Genomic DNA, 19,553 nt, shown 5'->3' on the forward strand with positions numbered 1-19,553 from the left:
TGTTTTTTTTTTGGTCACTAACTGGTAACATTTTGGTCACGAACTACAGATAACTACTGATAATTAGGAAATACAAAATCTTATGAAATCGCCCGAAATCCCTTTAATGTCAAGGATTCCAGATAACTAATGTAAACTACTAATAACAAGAAATAACGCCTTCCCTCTAACTTCAAAACTGCTTGAGACCTTCGTGTAAGGTTTGGTGGGTTCGATTCCCACACAGTCCCGCCAACCCTTGACTTTTCAATCAAATACATAATTTCTCACCTCCACAGTCTTTGCTCATTTTAAACGAGTCTGTGTGAAACTGAGAAGTTGAAACTGTGTGTGTTCAGAGCCTTCAAATAACTATATTTGGAGGTTTTTTGTATGCGTAAAGGTGTTAGAAATCATGGAAGAGTTAGCCCAGTAAGAAAGGTAACTGAGACATTCACTATGTCAGAAATGTTCGAGCGGTTCATGTGGTTTAAACAATCTGAGGGGTTAGCTCCTCGTACTATTGAAGAGTACAAGATTCATTTTCAATGGTTACTTGATTATCTTGAAGGAGACTTATCAAGCGAGGAAATGACACTTGAGGTGTTTCTTGAGTGGGTTGATTTCATGTTAAATGAGAAGGGATTACAGCCCACAACGGTTAATATCCGTAAAAGAACAATGAGAGCTTTCCTCCGCTGGTGCTATCTTGAGGAGCTCATTGAAACTCCAATTCATGAGAAATTTAAACCAATGAAAACAGCGGAGGACACTATTGAGGCTTTAACTGTTGCGGAAATAAAGACTTTGTTAAATGCTTTTGATGAGTCCACTTATGTTGGTTTCAGAGATAAAGTCATGGTCATGGTTCTTCTCGATTCAATGGTTCGTATTTCTGAGCTGCTCGCAATGAAACGGAGCAATATTGACTTTAAGGCTGGAGTCGTTAAGCTGGAGGCAATGAATACGAAAACGAGAAAGGCAAGAGAAGTACCGCTGTCAAGTAAGACCATGAAACTACTTAAGGAGTACATGAATGAGTCTGAGGACTTTGGAGAAGACCTTCTTTTCTTGACTTATGACGGTAGAGAAATGATTTCAAACACTTGGAGGACAAGACTTCATGAGGTGGCTGAGTTAGCTGGAATTAAGAAAGCTGTTCGTCCTCATGTTATGCGTCATACTGGAGTAATACTATATATCATGAACGGAGGAGACCCTTTCAGTTTACAAAAAATACTTGGTCACTCTGATATGAGTATGACTCGAAAATATATTCAAATGACTAACTTGGACATTAAGCGTCAGCATAATGTTTTTAGTCCTCTCAAAAATGTATTTAAATAATTCTGAAGGGATTGAGCAAGCTGATAATTAGAACAAATATTACAGTTTACAGTATAACCATATAAGGGAAACTCTTTGGGCTCATAAGGAGTCCTTTTTTTTGTAATATTTTTAATTAAAGTATTGACGAGCTTAAGGGTAAATGCTTATTCTAATGGAAGTTAAAGGAAGGTGTCTTTGCAGTCATGATAAAGTAAGCTCATGGACTCCTTGGAAAGTAGGGGAACTGATTTGGCTAAAGAGTTGTATGTTATTGTCGGAATAATGGTTGGGAAAGTGAAAAAGAGTAACTTTGGTTACTCTGTAAGACCGTATGATGAAGCAGAAAAAGATACAGAGATACTCATTGAAACAAGAACTTGGAGACTCCTTAATAGGGTTATTACTGGAGATTACGGTTCTTTAATAATTGAAGCAGAAAACCACAAGACAGCAGTAAGCGTATTTGAATCAATAAAGTTTTTATTAGGGCTGATAAAACATTATTATAGTGAAGACCTAATTGTTCTAAGGCTTGGGGGTAATGGTGAAGAAACCCCTGATAAAATTTTTGATTTAAATCATTTTGGAAATGAACTTGAAAAAGACCGATTGGGTAGCGGAATCGTTATGGGTAATGAATTTTTCAAAGAGCATGAGGAGCTAATCACTCTTATTTTTAATGATAAAAGATTGAGGACTGCTCTGGCGTGCTTTTATCAAGCTCAGGAGACTTTTTATACAAACCTCGTGGGCTCATATATCGCCAGTCACGGACGTGTGGACTTGCATTGGTACGAAACGGACGAGTACAAATTTCTAAATATGTTACATTATGAAAAGCTTTGTTCTTCATTGACGACTGCATACAGGGGAATCGAAGCGATAATGGATGTAAACTTTCGTATGAAAATCTTTGGCAATGACCATTATAAGTCGGTTATTGATAACTGTATTAATGGAGTCTCATGGGATACAAAGTATTTGAAGGCTTTCTATATGGTAAGGTATGAACAGGACTTAAGCAAGAAAAGGTACTCAAGGGTAGCAACAATGATAAAGAGACTCCTTCTTGCCAGAAACCGAGCTGGACATGGAAAAGTTTTTTCTGACCAAAAGAAAAACAACCCAATTACTATGGAGCTTACTCATGAAAGTAAGAGATTCCTTGAGTTTTTAATTTTTCAGTACCTTGACAGCAAGATAAAAACAGATGAGCTGCAAATCGATAAAATCTTTAATTGTAGATTTTTGTGAATTAGTGGGGGGAAGGTTACATGGATTTAAAATTAAAAGGGAAAGTTTACAGTCATGCAATGCAATTTGAGTCAGTTTACGATTATAGCGACCAATATAAAGTGAGTGGAAACCCCACTGCTTGGAAGTACATGGACTTAGATAAGCTTGAGTCATTATTAAAAAGCAAAGCAATGTTTTTTACTAAACCAAGTGTTTTTGAAGACCGACTTGAGGGAAGTTTTTCACAATGGGATATACAACAATTAGATAAATATTTGGAATTACCTTATCTTCCTTCAAGACAAGAAATGAGACAAGTTCAAGATTTTTCAGGGATTTCATGTTGGCATATTAACGAACATGAGTCGGCTGGAATGTGGGACTTATATTTGAGAGGGAAAGATGGGGTTTCCATAAAATCGGATTATAGAAGTCTTATAAACTCAATTACTGATTTAAAATACAAAGTTTTCACTGGTAAAATTCAGTACATTGACTTTCATAAAGAAATGACCAGCAAAAATATTTATGACACGTTGTTTTATAAAAGGAAGTCATTTTCCCACGAGAACGAGCTCAGATTGATGATTGTTGCAAGTAGGATTGACCAAGATTATTTGGAAAGACTGTTTGATAGTCGTGGTGTTTCTTATGATTTATGGGAAGAAAAAATGGAGCTGCTTGAAGAGAAGTCTTATGAGTTTGCTCATCCAAAGGGAACTTTCGTTTCTTGTGAGCTTGATAAACTAATTGACAAAATTTATGTCTCTCCAAGGAGCACTCCAGAGGTAGTTGATAAGGTGACTGAAATGGTTAATAAATACGGATTAAACCGAGACAAGGTAATTCAATCTGACTTATATAAGGATTTTATTTATTAAAATTTCTACTCCACCAGCCTTCCACTTTGGAGGGATTCTTACTTCCGTAAGAGTCCAATGAGGTGGTGGCTGCTCCTCAGATAAAATGCAAAAAAGCTCCTCAAGAATATTTACTCCAGTTTTTCCTCCTCGGTTATTTACACTGACTTCAAGACCAAAGAGTATTACTAATTCATACACCTCATATTTTTGTTGATTATTATTCTCTTGTTTTCACTAATAAGACACCTCTTGGTTTAAATTCATATCTTTATCGAGCTGTCTAATAAGCCCACTCATTTGCTCCCCTAATAGCCAAAACCAAAAATAAAATAAAGTGCCTCCTTGAGCTGGAACCAATAAAGCCAGCTCTTTTTCATTACCTTGAGGAAGCTACTTATTGCCATAAGATACAAGATAATCAAATAACCCTCAAAGTAGCTTGAGACCTTGGGAGAGTAAGTGTGAAGGTTGTTTTAATATGCGATATTTAGAGTGCTGAGGAAGGTCAATACACGACATTTGGAGTGCTGAGGAAAGTTGAAACTCCTCATTGTCCTTAAGAGAAAGACCTCAAAATTATGAGAGGGAGGGGGTCTTTTTGAGTCAGAGGCTGGCAGTTTTAGAAACTAAAAAATTGGACTGAAATTTTTGCTCCAGAGGGCGGCTCTTGAAATGTCACACTTTCAGCACATTATTTATGAGGGCGGTTTTTAGTGAGTTTACACCTCAAGCATATTTATATATTTAGAGGGTATTTAAGAAATGTGACACCTCTGGCACATTATTTATAGAGGGACTTTTAAAGTGCTTAAACACCTCAAGCATATTTATATATGAGGGAGCTTTTAAGAGAAGTCACACCTCAAGCATATTTATATATGAGAGGGTTTTTAAGAGATTTTTTTTTAGCCATTGAGTTATGAAATTTTATCAGGCTCAGTCATGAGCCACCTCTTCTCTTGCTAATTTCTTTCATTTCTGTTTCACTCCTGTCTGGTTTAATTTTGAGGAATTGTGATTCCCTTCCAGCTCCTCCCTTTTATCAGTTTATCGTCTCCCTAGAGGAGACCTCAGAAGTTTAGCTCTTGACCGCCTCAGAGAACCTCTCCCAAGAGAACAAGAGCTTGCTTCTCCCTTCTGACTATTGTTCAACTTTTCTCTTTAAGGGCTTTGACGAAAGCCTTTTTCTTTTGGAGAAAGGTTGTATAAAAAAATAATAAAATGGAGTTGAGTTGAATGTTAAAAGTTAGAGAAACAAAAAGAACAAAGCAACTGGAGCTAGTTAATGAGAACGGTGAAGTTGTTGGAAAGGTTTGTAGGAGTTGCCAGACTCCTTCCTTTGCTCCAGAGCAATTTTTGCTAATTCAACACAACGTCGCAAGTGCTTCAAATCTGTATTACTTATCATATTTGAATTCTCCTTGTCCTTTATGATTAATGTTTATATAAGCGTATGAAATCAATCTGTAGAAGAAAACTTTTCACTTTTCCATTGCATAATTTTTTCTATAGTGGAGGTGATGTTTATATTCAACAGGAAGCTTAGTGCCAGTCCATTTTATTAATCATTCTTTTTTAATTGATTGAATAACATTAATTAAATGGCAATCTAAACAAATTAATTTTCTGCTCAATTTCTTTAGGATCAATATTTAGTGGATGTTTGTTTAAAGTACTTATTTGTACTTTTGCGAATATACGTTCTTATGTTATGCATTTATGATATACTTAAAGGGCAATAGAATAGGATTTCTCAAGGGTGGTCGGCACACTCCCATAAAGAAAGGGGGTGATGCTGAATGACAGTTTTTGAAACTTTTATGATTACGATTGCATTTGCAAGTTTAGTCGTAGCAATACTGTCATTTAACCAAAAAAAATAATCCACCCTTGAGTTTGGCAACCAGGTGATGGATTATTTCCTCAAATGAGCCGATCCCTTGATGGGAACCGTCTATTGCTGGACTGGACATGTTGCTGCATGTTCGGTCTTTTTTAATTTATTCATCTATTCTATATATTATACCTAACAAGTCATATATAAACAATTAAAATTGCGAGCTCGTAATTCAATAAAATTGTATCTGCTTGTTCGTTGTATATGTTTTTTAGGAATATATTGTAATTACCAATCGTTCAATTGTGATATAAGTCACAACTTTCAAATGATGTTTTCACTATAATAACAGTAGAAACTACTTCGAAAAAAAGAGGGAATGGATGTGGCTATAACATTGGAACAGGAAAAAGTGGATGAACTAGTAGATCGATTTTATGATAAATTGCTAAAAGATTCCTACTATATTTCAATGTTTAATGAAAGAAACGTGGATATCGAATTGCTTAAGAATCGACAAAGATTTTTTATTAACCGTTTAGTTAACGAGGAATCAACTCAAGATCAAAGTAGCCAAGTTCCACAGGTAAAAGAGAGACACCCATTTCAAATATCTCCAGAAAGGGCCGCGGTCTGGTTTAGCAGATTGAAAGAAACCATGAATGAAATGGATATGGATATTCGAGTTAAGGAACATCTAATAACAAAGGTTGATTTTTTGTTGAAAAATATAATTAAATGAGCATGGATTATTAATAATGGAACTGTGAATGATTCGTGCTAATCTTGCAACAATCTTGAGATAATAGACCTATTCAAAATACTTTGATGGTAACAAAGAATTAATCCATCCTTGAGTTACTAACTCAAGGGTGGATTATTCGCCTTCGCTAGAAAAATTGATCAAACCTAGGTTTCTGACAAAAAATCCTCACCCTCTTTTATTTTTGGAGTGAGTTTTTTTTATTTCTTTTTAAGAACACCCTTTTTCACAAGATTAATAAGCGTACCCTTGTTTTTGTACCGATTATAGGCAATTAATCTATTAAGGTCTTTTAACGTTAATTTAGAAGGTTCAATTGCCAATACAAATTCCTCTTTTACTTTCTCAATCAACGAAAGTGCATATTCAATTTGCTTTCCTGATAAAGTGTAATCCTCATCCTGGCTAATTCCTTTATTTTGGTTTACCTGTTCTGATAGAGTATTTTCTAATGCAGCAGCATGTTCTTTTAGTTTTGCATCCACTAATGCTTCTACTTCTTCCTGGCTGATCGTTCGATTATGTGGTTTGCTGGTATTTTGAGGCATTTTAAATAACTTTTCCATTATCCCTTTAATCACTTTATACACTCCACTTTCCGTGAAAACTAACATTCTTATCATGGTCATATTTTCCTATAATACTATTAATAAAATATTATAAAGCAAAACACAATACCTTTGACGGATTAATTGTTAATTTTGGTAGAAAACTGTCAAAGAAGGCGGAATGAATCCTATTAAATTACAAGATTTTTGTAATATTATGGGTGAATGGACCTAATTGTAGTATAATGGAGAAAATTGAAATTTTTGGAGCGGATGTAATGGCTATAACGATTCCTGAGACAATTCGATCATCAGCCACAACAGGGGAGAGGCTGTTTTTCCGAACGCTAAAGACCTTTTTACCGGATGATTACATAGTTTATTTTGAACCGGATATTCAAGGAAGAAGACCTGACTTTGTGATCATTGGACCAGATCTTGGCATTGTAGTTTTGGAAGTAAAGGATTATACCAAGAATACACTTTTCCAAATCAACCATGAAGAATGGCATATAGTTGCAACATCTGGAGATCAAGCGATCATCAAGAGTCCGATGAAGCAGGCAAGAGACAATATGTTTCATGTTGTCGATACATTGAAAAAAGATAAAAATCTCATTCAATTAGATGGTAAATATAAGTTTCAATTAAAGTTCCCTTATGGCCATGGGGTTGTTTTTACTAGAATGTATTCAAAGGATTTTATCAAGGAAGGTTTATATTCGGTAATTGAGCCGAATCTTTGTTTAACTAGGGATGAAATCGATCCGGAAAAAGAAGGATTTTCTGAAGAAGTATTAATGGAAAAGATTCTGAATATGTTTGTGGTACCATTTCGCTTAAGAGAGCCACTTTCCTTCGATGATATAAATGCGATTCGTTATCACTTATTTCCTGAGGTTCGGATTAGTGCGGAATTCAAACCACCTGTTCCTTATCAAGATCAGCTACTGTTATCCCTGCATGATATTAAGACCATGGACCTTCATCAGGAGAATTTGGCGAAGCAGATTGGGGATAAGAACAGGTTAATACGGGGAGTAGCAGGGAGCGGGAAAACAATCATTTTGGCCAGCCGGGCAAAGATGCTATCAAAGCAGAATCCTGATTGGAAGATTCTCATCCTTTGCTACAATATATCCCTTTCGAATGCGATTCAGCAAATGATTCATCATATGTTAAATGAACCTGAGGATTTATTTGATTTTGATTCGAATGCTAAATCTGTTCGAAATGAGAATATTATTGTGAGAAATTTTCACTCCTGGTTAAAGAATGATTTAAGGATAAGGGAGCAGCAGTTGCCAGATATCATAGAAAAACTAGAACGAAATGAAGCAATTCTTCCAACCTATGATGCGGTTTTGATTGATGAAGGGCAGGACTTTGAGGCAGATTGGCTCCGGCTTGTAAGTTTGCTTATAAATGCAGATACACAGTCTCTTTTATTGGTAGAGGACCGTGCGCAGACGATTTATCAGCGGAAGCGATCTTATCTGCAGGATACCGGCTTAAGCTTCCAAGGAAGGTCAAAGGTCCTGTCGATTAATTATCGAAATACCCAGCAAATTGTCAAGTTTGCATGGGAATTTTATCGTGAACATTCCATGTTTAAGAATAAAGTTCGCAATCGTGATCTAGAAGGGGAAATTATTGCCCCACAGAGCACCAAGCGAAAAGGCCCTGAACCAGGAATTATTAAAGCAACGAATTTCTTTGAGGAAATGAGAATTGTTGCTCGGTCTATACAGAAGTTAAATATAGAGAGGAAAGTACCTCTTGAAGACGTTTTAATTCTATACAGAGTAAAGCGTACACATCAATATCCGATTATTGATATTATTAAACGCTATTTGGATCAATTGAAGCTTCCTTTCTATTGGATAACGGAAAATGATGTTTCTAAACGTACATATGAAAAAGAGGACGGTAAAATCAAAATCAGTACCATTGATAGCAGCAAAGGGCTAGATTTCCGAGCAGTATTTATCGTTAATGTGGACTCCATGCCTTTTCCACTCGAGGAAAATAAGGAAAGGGAAGTTTCACTTCTATACATAGGGATGACTAGGGCAAAAGAATATTTATGCCTTTCTTACTCTGGGGAATCTGAATTTACCAATTATTTAGATAAAGTCAATGTAGAAAGAAAACAAGTAAAACAAGGTGTTGAGAGAGTTAATTAAAAGGTTTATGTCGGTATATTAAGAAGCAATGTACATATATTATTGTTATTTGCATTGCTTTTTTATCTTGGAATTAAACACGTATAAGTAACGAATAGTATTATAAAGTGTATTTGAACAGGGTTTATGGGAAAGAGGGCTGGTATTGAAAGATAAATTAATACATATGAGAGATAAACTTAATGATATCAGTCGACGTAATCGCTCAATACGGTTATTGAAGCTTTATAACAAGTGGAGTTTTGATTTAACGGAATTGGATACCTTAAACAAACTGTCAAAGGAAAAGGCAAGTTCTTCTGTAGTAGAGCAAATTATTAATCAGTCTAAGAATGAAGTCATTTTATTGAAGCCTACAGCTAGCAATGAGACTTCAATGAATCTTTCAAGAAAACTTACTGATTTATATAGAAATATTAAGGGAATTGAAGAGGAAACGGGGATTCACGATTTTTACTTGGGATTTCCATTTTTATCGGGAATATTGTCAGATGGGACGTTTTTCCAGGCTCCTTTATTTTTGTACCCGATAAGGCTAGAAAAAAATAATGTTAACGCACAAAAATGGGTTCTCAAATTGGATGATAGCGGTCCCCAAATCAATCGGACGTTATTTTTGGCATTTAAGAAGCTAAACAACCTATCGTTTAATGAGGAATTCTTTGAACAAGCTGCCGAAATATCAACCAAGTATAGCTACGAAGAATGGCTTTCTTTTTTAAAGAAGTATGAAATGAATGTTTCGTTCACTCCAAAAGGGTTAACCAAACTGAAAGAATATAAAAGAGAAGAAGTACCAACGGTTGCTGGTTTAACCCTGTTGGAGAATGCGGTGATTGGCAATTTCCCACAAGGCGGATCGTCACTCGTGAAAGATTATGAGGAACTCATAACTCTCTCCGAAGATAGTGATTTATCGTTAGCTGGTGAACTGATCGAGCCTCGAGATGTTGAATTTGAGGCTGATGGAGAGCAACTGCAGCCAGGCAGCGAAACAAATATAGATAATACCGAATTATTAAACCTCTTGCAAACGGATGGTTCACAAGAAGAAATCATCAAAGAAGCACGTTATAAAAAAGGACTTGTTGTTCATGGACCTCCTGGAACAGGGAAATCTCAAGTAATTGTAAACCTTATTACTGACGCGCTTCAACAAAACAAGAAAATACTTGTAGTTTGTCAAAAACGTGCTGCATTGGACGTTGTCTACCAGCGTCTTGATGGATTGGGGTTTAGTAACCATATTGCTTTAGTACATGATGAAAAGAATGACCGAAAAAAGCTATATGCGAAAGTGGGAGCAGTTCTCGAACAAAATCAAGTTTCATTTGAAAATGCGATCAATCAATTATCATCTACCTCTAAAAAATTGTCCACACAAGAAGAGTTACTAAACAGTATCGCTGATGCACTGTATCGTTACCAGGACTTTGGATTAAGATTATATGATTTATACGGCTTAGCTAAGCCAGTTGGAGAAACAACACAAATCCTTGATTTACATACAGTTCTTCCAGAATTAAATAAAGATCGATTAGTAGATATAGCAGAAAAAGTGTATACCTATGCGGAGTGGTTTGAACGATTTGGTGATGAAGACTTTCCATTAAAAGAGCGAAAAACATTTGCTAATTTTAATATGAAGGAAAAACTTGAAGCGATTGAGCTTTTGAATGATGTGATTGATAAAGCAAAAACAGCCATTGAATACCTAGATTCACTCGACCATGAAAAAATAACGCCAGGATACACGTGGCTGATAGAAGGGAAATTAGACAAAATTTATCCGGATATCGAGGATGGGGCGAAAAGAACGTTACAAGGTTTAAGACTTTGGTGGTGGACCTCCGTTTCCGGAAAGAACATCATTGAAGAATTACTTGAGGGTGAAAAATTTAAAGGAACAACTTCGCCTGAGTGGATTAAGATAAAAAAGTCATTGGTTATTATGCAGCAGTTAGGTAAAGTGACCAAATCAATGGCTGATGAAATAGAGAAGCTGGAAAAATTTCTAAATCAATCAAAAGTTAACAGCCTAAAAACGAGAATTTCAGAAGGGGACATTCCATTAAATGAACTGGATAAAATGGTTGAATACATCCATCGCGATTTCGAAGAACTGCAGCAAATGGATATATTTTGGAATAACTGTTCAGATTTAGAAAAAAAGGTAATTTTGCTCTTGCAACAGAAAACAGCCAATAATGAATTAACACTATCAGATTATTGGGTTGATTTATTGAAGAATTCGGCCTATATCCATTGGATTGATCAAGCGGAAAAGAGAAACCCACAAGTACAAAAAATTTCAACCAATGAATTTTCAAGAATAAGAGAATCTTTTGCAGCGCTTATCGAAGAAAAAAGAAAGGTCGGTACTCAGTTCCTTATTCATAACCTGACAAAAAAGGTAGAGGCTGTTCAAAACCAACATTCGAGGAATATAAGAGAGCTAAAGCATCAAGTCGGCAAAAAGAAACAAGTTTGGCCGCTTCGAAGATTAGTAAACCAATTTGCAGGCAATGGCCTTGTCGAAATATTGCCAGTATGGCTTGCTTCACCGGAAATCGTTTCTTCTATTTTTCCATTGCAGGAAGGTTTATTTGATTTGGTTATTTTTGATGAAGCGTCCCAGTGTACGGTGGAAAGTGGTATTCCAGCAGTCTACCGGGCAAAACAAGTGATTATTGCTGGTGATGAAAAGCAGTTGCCGCCGTATAACCTGTTTCAATCGTCGTTTGTGAATGAAGATGATGATGAGGAAGAATACGATACAGATGAGTCCACTAGCCTGCTAAATTTAGCAAAGCGTAGATTCACCGAGAAACTGCTTCAGTGGCATTATCGTTCTAAATATGAAGAGTTGATCAACTATTCTAATCATGCCTTCTATAATGGTCATGTCCAAATTGCACCGAATGTTGTTCCATTTAAAAATCCACCTGCCATCAAGTGGAAAAAAGTCAATGGGCGATGGATTAACCAGTCAAATGAAGTGGAAGCAATTGAAGTCGTTTCCATTCTTAAAGATATCTTGATTAATCAACCTGGTAAAACGGTAGGAATCATTACGTTTAACTCAAAGCAGCAATCGAAAATACAAGATCAAATTGATAAGCAAGTAAGTGAGGATGAGGTTTTCAGCGCTGTTTATAATCAAATGTTAACAAGAGATTTGGATGAACGGGTATTTGTTAAAAATATTGAAAATGTCCAAGGTGATGAAAGAGACATTATTCTCTTTTCCATTGCCTATGCGAAAAATGAGGAAGGCAAAGTTTATAATCGTTTTGGGATGCTGAATCAAAAAGGTGGAGAAAATCGTTTAAACGTTGCTGTCACACGGGCAAAAGAAGGCATTACAGTTGTTTCAAGTATTGAACCAGAGGAATTGAATGTTGCTAACACCTCTCAAATGGGCCCTAAATTACTAAATGCCTATCTAAAGTATGTAAGAGCTGTTTCAAACTCTCAAGTTGATCAGATTAACGCTGTAGTTCAAGAAGTAAATGAAAATGTAAATACTCATGTTCAGGTAAAAGAACTGCATTTTGACTCTCCATTTGAAGAGCAAGTGTATCATCAGCTTAGAAACCTTGGATATGATGTAACGACACAAGTAGGGATGTCAGGATACCGTATCGATATGGCTATTATTCATCCGCACGATTCTTCCCGTTATATATTGGGAATAGAGTGTGATGGAGCCATGTACCATAGCACAACGAACGCCAAGGAAAGAGATGTTTATCGTCAGCGATTCCTAGAAAGCAGGGGCTGGACAATTGAACGGATTTGGAGCCGAAATTGGTGGAGGAACTCTTCTGCTGAGATTGAGAGAATTGATCAGAAAGTAAAGGAACTTTTGAAGAGTGATGTTGTTCGAGAGAAAGTCCTTTGATCATTTTAAATAACTTTATCATCCGAAAAAAATTATGACCTTCTGCAGAGAAATGTGATGGACGCATGGGTTTTTTCATGCGTCTATCTTTTTATATTTTTGGAGGGCCATATTAAAACAGTTGAAGGGGATGAAATCTATCCTAACGGAATATTCTACTCTAATATTTCGAGAACTCTTGAGCAAATTAATTCTGGTAAGCTAGAAGTTGAACGAGAAAGAATAAATTTAGATGAGTTGTTTAAAACCCATGTTCTCGCGGTACAGGTATGAGAGACATCTGTTCATACTTTGACACAAGGACAGTTCGACCGCCAGAAGGAGGTTGAAAAGGTGAAGCCAGTTAAGAAACGTTTAACTGTCGAGGAAAAGCTTGCTCTTTCTAAAAAATTAGCTGGAAGTGTTAAATGTTTTAGCTACAAGGGTGTAGAAGACGCAATAAATATAGCAAATCGTAAGTATGATCAGGAGGAAGAAGAAGAGTGAGTGAAATTTATCTTGTTGATACTAACATCGCGTTGCTACAAAATCTCCAAACCACGCCTGGATTTATTGTGTTGGATGAATTCGATAGTGCCCTAGATGAACATCGGAAGGTAAAAGTGTTTGATTTATATGAAAGTGAACTAAAAAGAAAGCTTCTAATTCTTACTCCAAAGTCACATGAAAGCACGTATTTAGATCGATTTACTAAAGCATTTGTTGTCCAACATGATCCAACGATTCCTCAAAGTAAAGTAGTGGATATTGTTAAAACAACGGGTTAAGGTTTTGAATGAAAAAATGCTGCAGTCACATTGGCTGTAGCATTTTTCAAAAGGAATTAAGTTTCAGGAATGGCCAGGTCTATGCAATAGATATTAGCATGCTGCAAGGATTAATATTGAACACAAGCACACATCCATTACCCCTTGCTGCATTAAGTAATCTTATTGTCAGGGAAGAGATACAGTAAATACTTGGTTTCTAGTAATAGAAAACCTAGCATTAAAATAGTTAAAGCCGCACACCTGACACATTATTTTCTAATAAGTCATTTAATAGTTTAATCCACATCATCGAGCGTTTTTATCGAAGAATTTCCGACCTAAAAAGCCGTCAGAACCGTCCCTCTGGTCATGATACACTTTCTTGAATTTCCATAGAGCTGTTCATGAACATGTCTATGTCGTCTTTTTTGTTTGAAATGCCGCCTACACCAAAATTTTCAATTAGGAAGTTTGTTATGTTTGGTGATAAGAATGCTGGTAATGTTGGTCCAACGTGAATATTTTTCACACCTAAGTAAAGTAAAGATAAGAAAACGATCACTGCTTTTTGCTCATACCATGCGATATTGTAAGATATCGGTAATTCATTGACACTTTCTAATCCAAATGCCTCTTTTAGCTTCAATGCCGTCATTACTAGAGAGTAGGAATCGTTACATTGACCGGCATCAAGTACTCTTGGAATTCCATTGATATCACCTAATTCCAGCTTATTGTATCGATATTTTGCACAACCGGCTGTTAAAATGATCGTATCTTTTGGAAGCTCTTCGGCAAACTCTTTATAATACGTTCTGCTTTTATGGCGGCCATCACATCCAGCCATCACAAAGAATCGTTTAATATCACCGTTTTTCACAGCTTCTACAACTTGATCAGCTACCTGAGCCACTTGATTATGCGCAAAGCCTCCAATAATTTCCCCTTTTTCGATTTCTACTGGTGGCTGGCATTTCTTTGCATGCTCAATCATAACGGAGAAATCTTTTGTACCATCTTCATTTTTAGGAATATAGGTTACACCCGGGGCAGCAGTTGCCCCAGTTGTATACATTCTACCTTTATAAGATTCCTTTGGCGGCACGATACAGTTTGTTGTCATTAAAATCGGACCGTTAAAGCTCTCAAATTCACGTGTTTGTTCCCACCATGCATTTCCGTAGTTACCGACAAAGTGGTCATATTTTTTGAATGCTGGATAATAATTGGCTGAAAGCATTTCACTATGTGTATACACATCTACTCCCGTGCCTTCTGTTTGTTTTAATAACTCTTCCATATCCTTCAGGTCATGACCACTAATTAAAATGCCCGGATTTTTACGAACACCGATGTTTACTTTCGTCATTTCAGGATGACCATATGTTGATGTATTTGCAGTATCTAATAGTTCCATGGCATGAACGCCGTACTTTCCACATTCCATTGAAAGTTCAATTAATTGTTCCATACCAACTGCACCATCTGTGATCTTTGCTAGTACTTTTTGCATAAACGCATTTAGCTCATCATTTTCATAACTAAGTTTTGATGCATGTTTTAAATAGGCAGCCATACCTTTTAAGCCGTACGTCACTAACTCTCTTAATGAACGAATATCTTCATCTTTTGTAGCTAAAATACTAACTTCTTGAGAAGCAGATTTCATTTCAAGCTGATAATTTGTTTCACCATACCAAGTGACAAAATCGCTTTTGTTGTCTAAAGTGTACCCCGTAATTTGGATTGCCGCTTTAATTTCTTCGCGGAGCTTTAATCCTTCTCTTACAGTATTCAAAAATTCAGTTTTATCCCAATTGGCATTTGTAATCGTCATAAAAAGACCATTTACGATAAACTGATCTGTTTTCTTTTGATTAACTCCGATCTCACGAGCTATTGTATTCACAATTGCTACTCCCTTAATCGTGTAAATCAATAAATCTTGCATATTTGCTAAATCATCTTTTTTACCACATACTCCAACAACAGTACAACCTGTTCCTTTTGCGGTTTCTTGACATTGAAAACAAAACATACTCATTTATATTCCCTCCAGTAAATGATTTACGATTTCTAATTTTCCTACAACAAACAGTTTCTTTTAGTTAGTGTGAATTTTTAAATAAATATCAAAAGAAATTAACAATATAATCAAATTGTTTACATAGCTATTATAAATTCGTATATTTTGAATTTGGAGCTCATCTTAAACAGTTCACAAACACTTCAAAAAGATTTGAACAATCCGTGACGTGAAAGGATAAGTGGATAACGGTTAAATGAAAAGCTGTCATCGATCATTTCAGTGACAACATTTTTATCGGTATGTTTAACAGGCAAATTTATAGATCTTTCCACTTCGACTAAGGGAAATGCAAATATTGTAACAAATCCTGTCTTGAATCGAACTCATGCCCGATAATTTTTTGCTAAAGGTATTGAAAATTTATACAATTGATTTAGAGGTGAGAGAATGAGTTACGAAATATTACAAAAGCACATGCTAAAGGATTCATACATAGACATTTCATTTAGAAGATATTTAGCCTTTAAAGAAACCGAAACATATGCGGAAGCTTATAAACTAGATATTCTATCCCGATTAAATGAATCTTTGCGAGGGCAGGAAATCAATGATCATACTGTCGTGGATATCGTAAAGAAAATACAAAAGGAGAATCCTTCTTCTGGCAGTTTTGTTCATTGGAGTAATACTGCAGACTTGGTGAAGTATGCTGAGTCACGGCCTATGGAAGTTGCGGAGTTATTGAATCAGTTATTTTATTCGGCTATCCCCGTTGAGGAGAGGATTGAAGGGTTTAGACAACGAGGGAAGGATTTCCTTTCATCAATTTCTTTGGGAGCACCGTTGTTTGGTTATTTATTAGCAGCACTTGATTACAAAAAATATCCACTCTATAAGCAAGAGGTTTTTACGGACTTAAAAAAATCATTTGGAATTGAGTTGAAACTAGGTACAGTTGGCACCAATTATGAAACGTATTTGTATATGTGTGATATTGCCCTTAACCATCTAAGTCCAACATATCCTGATTTAACGATGCTTGATATCCAGGATTTCTTTTTCTGCAGCACACAATACCAGCAAATTATGGTTGAAAGTGCCGTTGAATACTTAAGTGGAATGGCTGTTGAATTGAGCCAATATATGCAAGAACCAGAACTAATGTTGAAAGCTATTGCAGAACTTGACCGCGAACAGCTATATGCATTGCGGGAGCAGTATCGGAACAGTGAGAAAATCAATCTGATAAAATTTATGGTTGTTGATAAAATGATTGAAACCGGTTCGGTGAGTGTCTTTGATTTGGAAGAAATGAAAGATCAAGTAAAGGTACGATATGAAACGAATATTCTACATGCATGGAATAATTTCACGATTCTTTTCCAATTGTATTATGCTGATAAGAAACAAAAAGTCCAGGAGGAGCAACGGAAAATTCATGCTGCTATTCGACAAATGGATGAGTTTAAGGAAATGGATTTTGTCGAGAATAAGGTGTTGAACGGCTTTAATTGGAATCGAAATCTTGGCAATTCCGAATGCTGGCTTGCTGTTTATGAAAAAGAGTATACGAGCCATCAAACGGCGCCACAATTCTATGTTTCCATTAACGAAAATCGAATTGAATATGGATTGTATTATGGGGATCAACATCCAAATAGTGGTCAATCGGACATTACGGTCACCTCCAATCTCGAGTCATTTTCCTATGATTATTTTGAGCAAAAAATGACAGACGTGCTGAATGAGTACAAAGTTCAATCATCTAATACAGTCTATGAAGATAAGGGATCCTATCATCAGGATATAGATATTAGTACGGAGACATGGATGGAGCTTCTGCAAGATCATGAAATTTTCACAGAAAGTGATTTCGTCTATCTGTATAAAATGTATGAACTAGGTGGTAAGGCATCCGCCACTCAATTAGCCGCAGAACTTGGCAAGCATTATTCCTCATTTAATGGTCCCGTTGTTCATCTAGCTAAGCGAATCCTTGAAAGACTTAACCTGGTTCCTCCAATTGGAACGGATGGGAACCCAACGTATTGGTGCATATTATTTGACGGGGATTATGAGGAGACGGCACATTTTATTTGGCGTCTAAAACCCAATCTAAAAGACGCGATTGCTGCGACGTATGCAGGGAACATGGAACAATTGGAAAGTTATACGAAAGATGATTTTTTAAATGAAGTATTTTTTAGCGGAAAACAATATGATACGATTGCAAACCTACTAAAGTACAAGAAAAATCTCATTTTACAAGGGCCTCCAGGAGTGGGGAAAACGTTTGTATCCAAACGATTGTCTTATGCTCTGATGGGTGTTAAAGATAAAAGCAGAGTGGAAATGGTTCAATTCCATCAAAATTATGCTTATGAAGATTTTGTGATGGGCTACCGACCGGATAAGCATGGTTTTTCACTGCAATTTGGTATTTTCTATGATTTTTGTGAGCGGGCCTTACAAAATCCCGAAAAGGATTATTATTTTATTATTGATGAGATTAATCGCGGGAACTTGTCTAAAATTTTTGGTGAGCTATTTATGCTGATTGAGCGGGATAAACGGGATGAATTTGTTACGATGGGTTATTCAAAAGAACAATTTACGGTGCCAAGTAACGTGTATTTAATCGGTACGATGAATACTGCTGACCGTTCATTGGCCCAGCTGGAAGTAGCACTCCGCCGGCGATTTGCTTTTGTGACTCTGGAACCTGCCTTTAATGAGAAATGGCAAACGACCCTTCAAGCCTCAGGTGTTTCTGAACAAATGATTAATCGAATTTTGTTTGCGGTTGAAAAGATGAATAAAGAAATTGGCAGCGACTTTCAATTAGGAAGGGGTTATGAAATTGGCCATTCCTTCTTCACCATGAAGCCTGAGAATATGGATGAAAATGCTTGGTACGAAGGGATTGTCACTTTTGAAATCAAACCATTGCTAGAGGAATACTTCTTTGACCGTCCTGAAATGGTAGAATCGCTTGTAGAGGGAATCTAATATGGAAGCTTTATTTAAAGTTCCGATTCGTAACTTGTTTTGTTTACTTAGCTATATGAATGAAATGCCGGAGCTGGTCAAGAGTCTTAATGATGTCGATGAGGACTTGATTACGTATGATTTTATCGCAAAGCAATTTCTTCAGGAAGTTGTGTCTTTAAATCGCCGCGGTTTTGTGAGGGATTATGTAGTGCTGAAGGAATCTACCAGTCATTTAGGCGGCCGGGTGTTGATGAATGATTCCATGCCTTACATCGTTGGCAGACAGCCGCTAGTTGTCTGCGAAAAAGACGACTATTCCACCAATATATTATTGAATCAAGTCATGAAAAGTACCCTGAGAGCGATTAGTGTCAACCGATTTGTAAAAGAGGAAACGAGAAAACGCAGCTTCAGTTATCTTGATTACTTACCGGAGGTTGACATGGCAACTCTTTCAAAGGAAATTTTTTTAAAAATATACTTCGTTAGGCATAATGTCCATTATAAACGGATGATTCATATTGCTCGTTTGCTGCATGAATTTACATTATTATCACATAAGCACGGCAATTGGAGCTTATTTTCAGCTGAACTTGATGAAACTTCACTCAACCAAATCTTTGAAAAATTTCTGTTTCACTTTTATCGGATCGAGCAGGGGGATTATCGGGTATCATCGGAAATTATGCAGTGGCAGCTGGAAGGGAACCAAATCTTCCTGCCATCTATGAAAACGGACGTATCATTAACTCACAAAAGCGTACAGAGAAAAATAATTGTTGATGCGAAGTTTTACAAAAATATTTTTCAAGAACACTATGGAAAGTCCACTTTTCATAGCCATAATTTGTATCAGTTGTTTACATACCTGATGCACCAGCCGAAAGAAATAGCACTTAGAGGGATATTGATCTATCCTTATAATGGGGTCGAAGTCGATGAGACCTTTCGTTGGGATGAACGGCTGACACTTCAGGTAATGACATTGAATTTAAATGATTCGTGGAAAGAAATTTATCGGAAATTGATTTCTGTTGTCTAGGTTAATAAATGAAGGTAAAACGGCTGTCTCTTGTTCGAGGCAGCCGATTTCTCTAGGACTGAAAGAATAATTTTTCGAGGTTAGTCAAGCAATTATC

13 protein-coding genes are annotated in these 19,553 nt (G+C 36.3%); 11 read left to right on the forward strand and 2 right to left on the reverse strand.

From position 1 onward, the window contains the following. The first annotated feature begins 372 nt into the window (after window positions 1–372). The 5 genes from AC2TFD_RS14540 (at window position 373) to AC2TFD_RS14560 (ending at window position 5,986) form a co-directional block, all read left to right on the forward strand. Window positions 373–1,326, forward strand: coding sequence for a tyrosine-type recombinase/integrase (locus tag AC2TFD_RS14540; RefSeq protein ID WP_484676138.1), 954 nt, complete (start codon window positions 373–375; stop codon window positions 1,324–1,326). Window positions 1,327–1,527: 201 nt separating this feature from the next. After that, a complete protein-coding gene (locus AC2TFD_RS14545; protein ID WP_484676139.1) occupies window positions 1,528–2,562 on the forward strand; it encodes a hypothetical protein in 1,035 nt (344 codons plus the stop codon). Window positions 2,563–2,582: 20 nt separating this feature from the next. Next, a complete protein-coding gene (locus tag AC2TFD_RS14550) occupies window positions 2,583–3,425 on the forward strand; it encodes a DUF2971 domain-containing protein (protein WP_484676140.1) in 843 nt (280 codons plus the stop codon). Between the two features lie 1,781 nt (window positions 3,426–5,206). Further along, entirely contained in the window at window positions 5,207–5,290 is an 84-nt protein-coding gene (locus AC2TFD_RS14555; protein ID WP_222860759.1) for a putative holin-like toxin, read from the forward strand. Between the two features lie 339 nt (window positions 5,291–5,629). Beyond that, window positions 5,630–5,986, forward strand: a complete 357-nt coding sequence (locus AC2TFD_RS14560) for a globin domain-containing protein (RefSeq protein WP_484676141.1) — start codon at window positions 5,630–5,632, stop codon at window positions 5,984–5,986. Window positions 5,987–6,207: 221 nt separating this feature from the next. Here AC2TFD_RS14560 and AC2TFD_RS14565 read toward each other — a convergent pair whose 3' ends face one another. Then, window positions 6,208–6,588 carry an ABC transporter ATP-binding protein gene (locus AC2TFD_RS14565; RefSeq protein ID WP_484676142.1) on the reverse strand — a complete coding sequence of 127 codons (381 nt, stop codon included), beginning with the start codon at window positions 6,586–6,588 and terminating at the stop codon, window positions 6,208–6,210. Between the two features lie 245 nt (window positions 6,589–6,833). Here AC2TFD_RS14565 and AC2TFD_RS14570 point away from each other — a divergent pair, with 245 nt between their 5' ends. The 4 genes from AC2TFD_RS14570 (at window position 6,834) to AC2TFD_RS14585 (ending at window position 13,412) form a co-directional block, all read left to right on the forward strand. Continuing rightward, window positions 6,834–8,741, forward strand: coding sequence for a 3'-5' exonuclease (locus tag AC2TFD_RS14570; protein ID WP_484676143.1), 1,908 nt, complete (start codon window positions 6,834–6,836; stop codon window positions 8,739–8,741). Window positions 8,742–8,886: 145 nt separating this feature from the next. After that, window positions 8,887–12,645 (forward strand): AAA domain-containing protein, encoded by a 3,759-nt coding sequence (locus AC2TFD_RS14575; RefSeq protein ID WP_484676144.1) that lies wholly within the window; start codon window positions 8,887–8,889, stop codon window positions 12,643–12,645. A 333-nt stretch (window positions 12,646–12,978) separates the two neighbouring features. Beyond that, window positions 12,979–13,131 (forward strand): hypothetical protein, encoded by a 153-nt coding sequence (locus tag AC2TFD_RS14580; protein ID WP_484676145.1) that lies wholly within the window; start codon window positions 12,979–12,981, stop codon window positions 13,129–13,131. Further along, window positions 13,128–13,412: a hypothetical protein gene (locus tag AC2TFD_RS14585; RefSeq protein WP_484676146.1), complete on the forward strand. Its 285-nt coding sequence runs from the start codon at window positions 13,128–13,130 to the stop codon at window positions 13,410–13,412. The genes AC2TFD_RS14580 and AC2TFD_RS14585 overlap by 4 nt, the downstream gene beginning before the upstream one ends. A gap of 349 nt (window positions 13,413–13,761) precedes the next feature. Here the strand turns inward: AC2TFD_RS14585 and hcp are convergent, their stop codons facing one another. Beyond that, the gene (gene hcp / locus AC2TFD_RS14590) at window positions 13,762–15,432 is read right to left on the reverse strand and encodes a hydroxylamine reductase (RefSeq protein WP_484676321.1); all 1,671 of its coding nucleotides are present in this window, start codon (window positions 15,430–15,432) and stop codon (window positions 13,762–13,764) included. Between the two features lie 438 nt (window positions 15,433–15,870). Here hcp and AC2TFD_RS14595 point away from each other — a divergent pair, with 438 nt between their 5' ends. Further along, on the forward strand, window positions 15,871–18,432 hold the full coding sequence (locus tag AC2TFD_RS14595) for an AAA family ATPase (protein ID WP_484676147.1): 2,562 nt from the start codon (window positions 15,871–15,873) through the stop codon (window positions 18,430–18,432). A gap of 1 nt (window position 18,433) precedes the next feature. Continuing rightward, a complete protein-coding gene (locus tag AC2TFD_RS14600; protein ID WP_484676148.1) occupies window positions 18,434–19,456 on the forward strand; it encodes a 5-methylcytosine restriction system specificity protein McrC in 1,023 nt (340 codons plus the stop codon). Window positions 19,457–19,553 lie beyond the last annotated feature (97 nt).

It is taken from the genome of Neobacillus sp. plas4 (assembly GCF_057221695.1).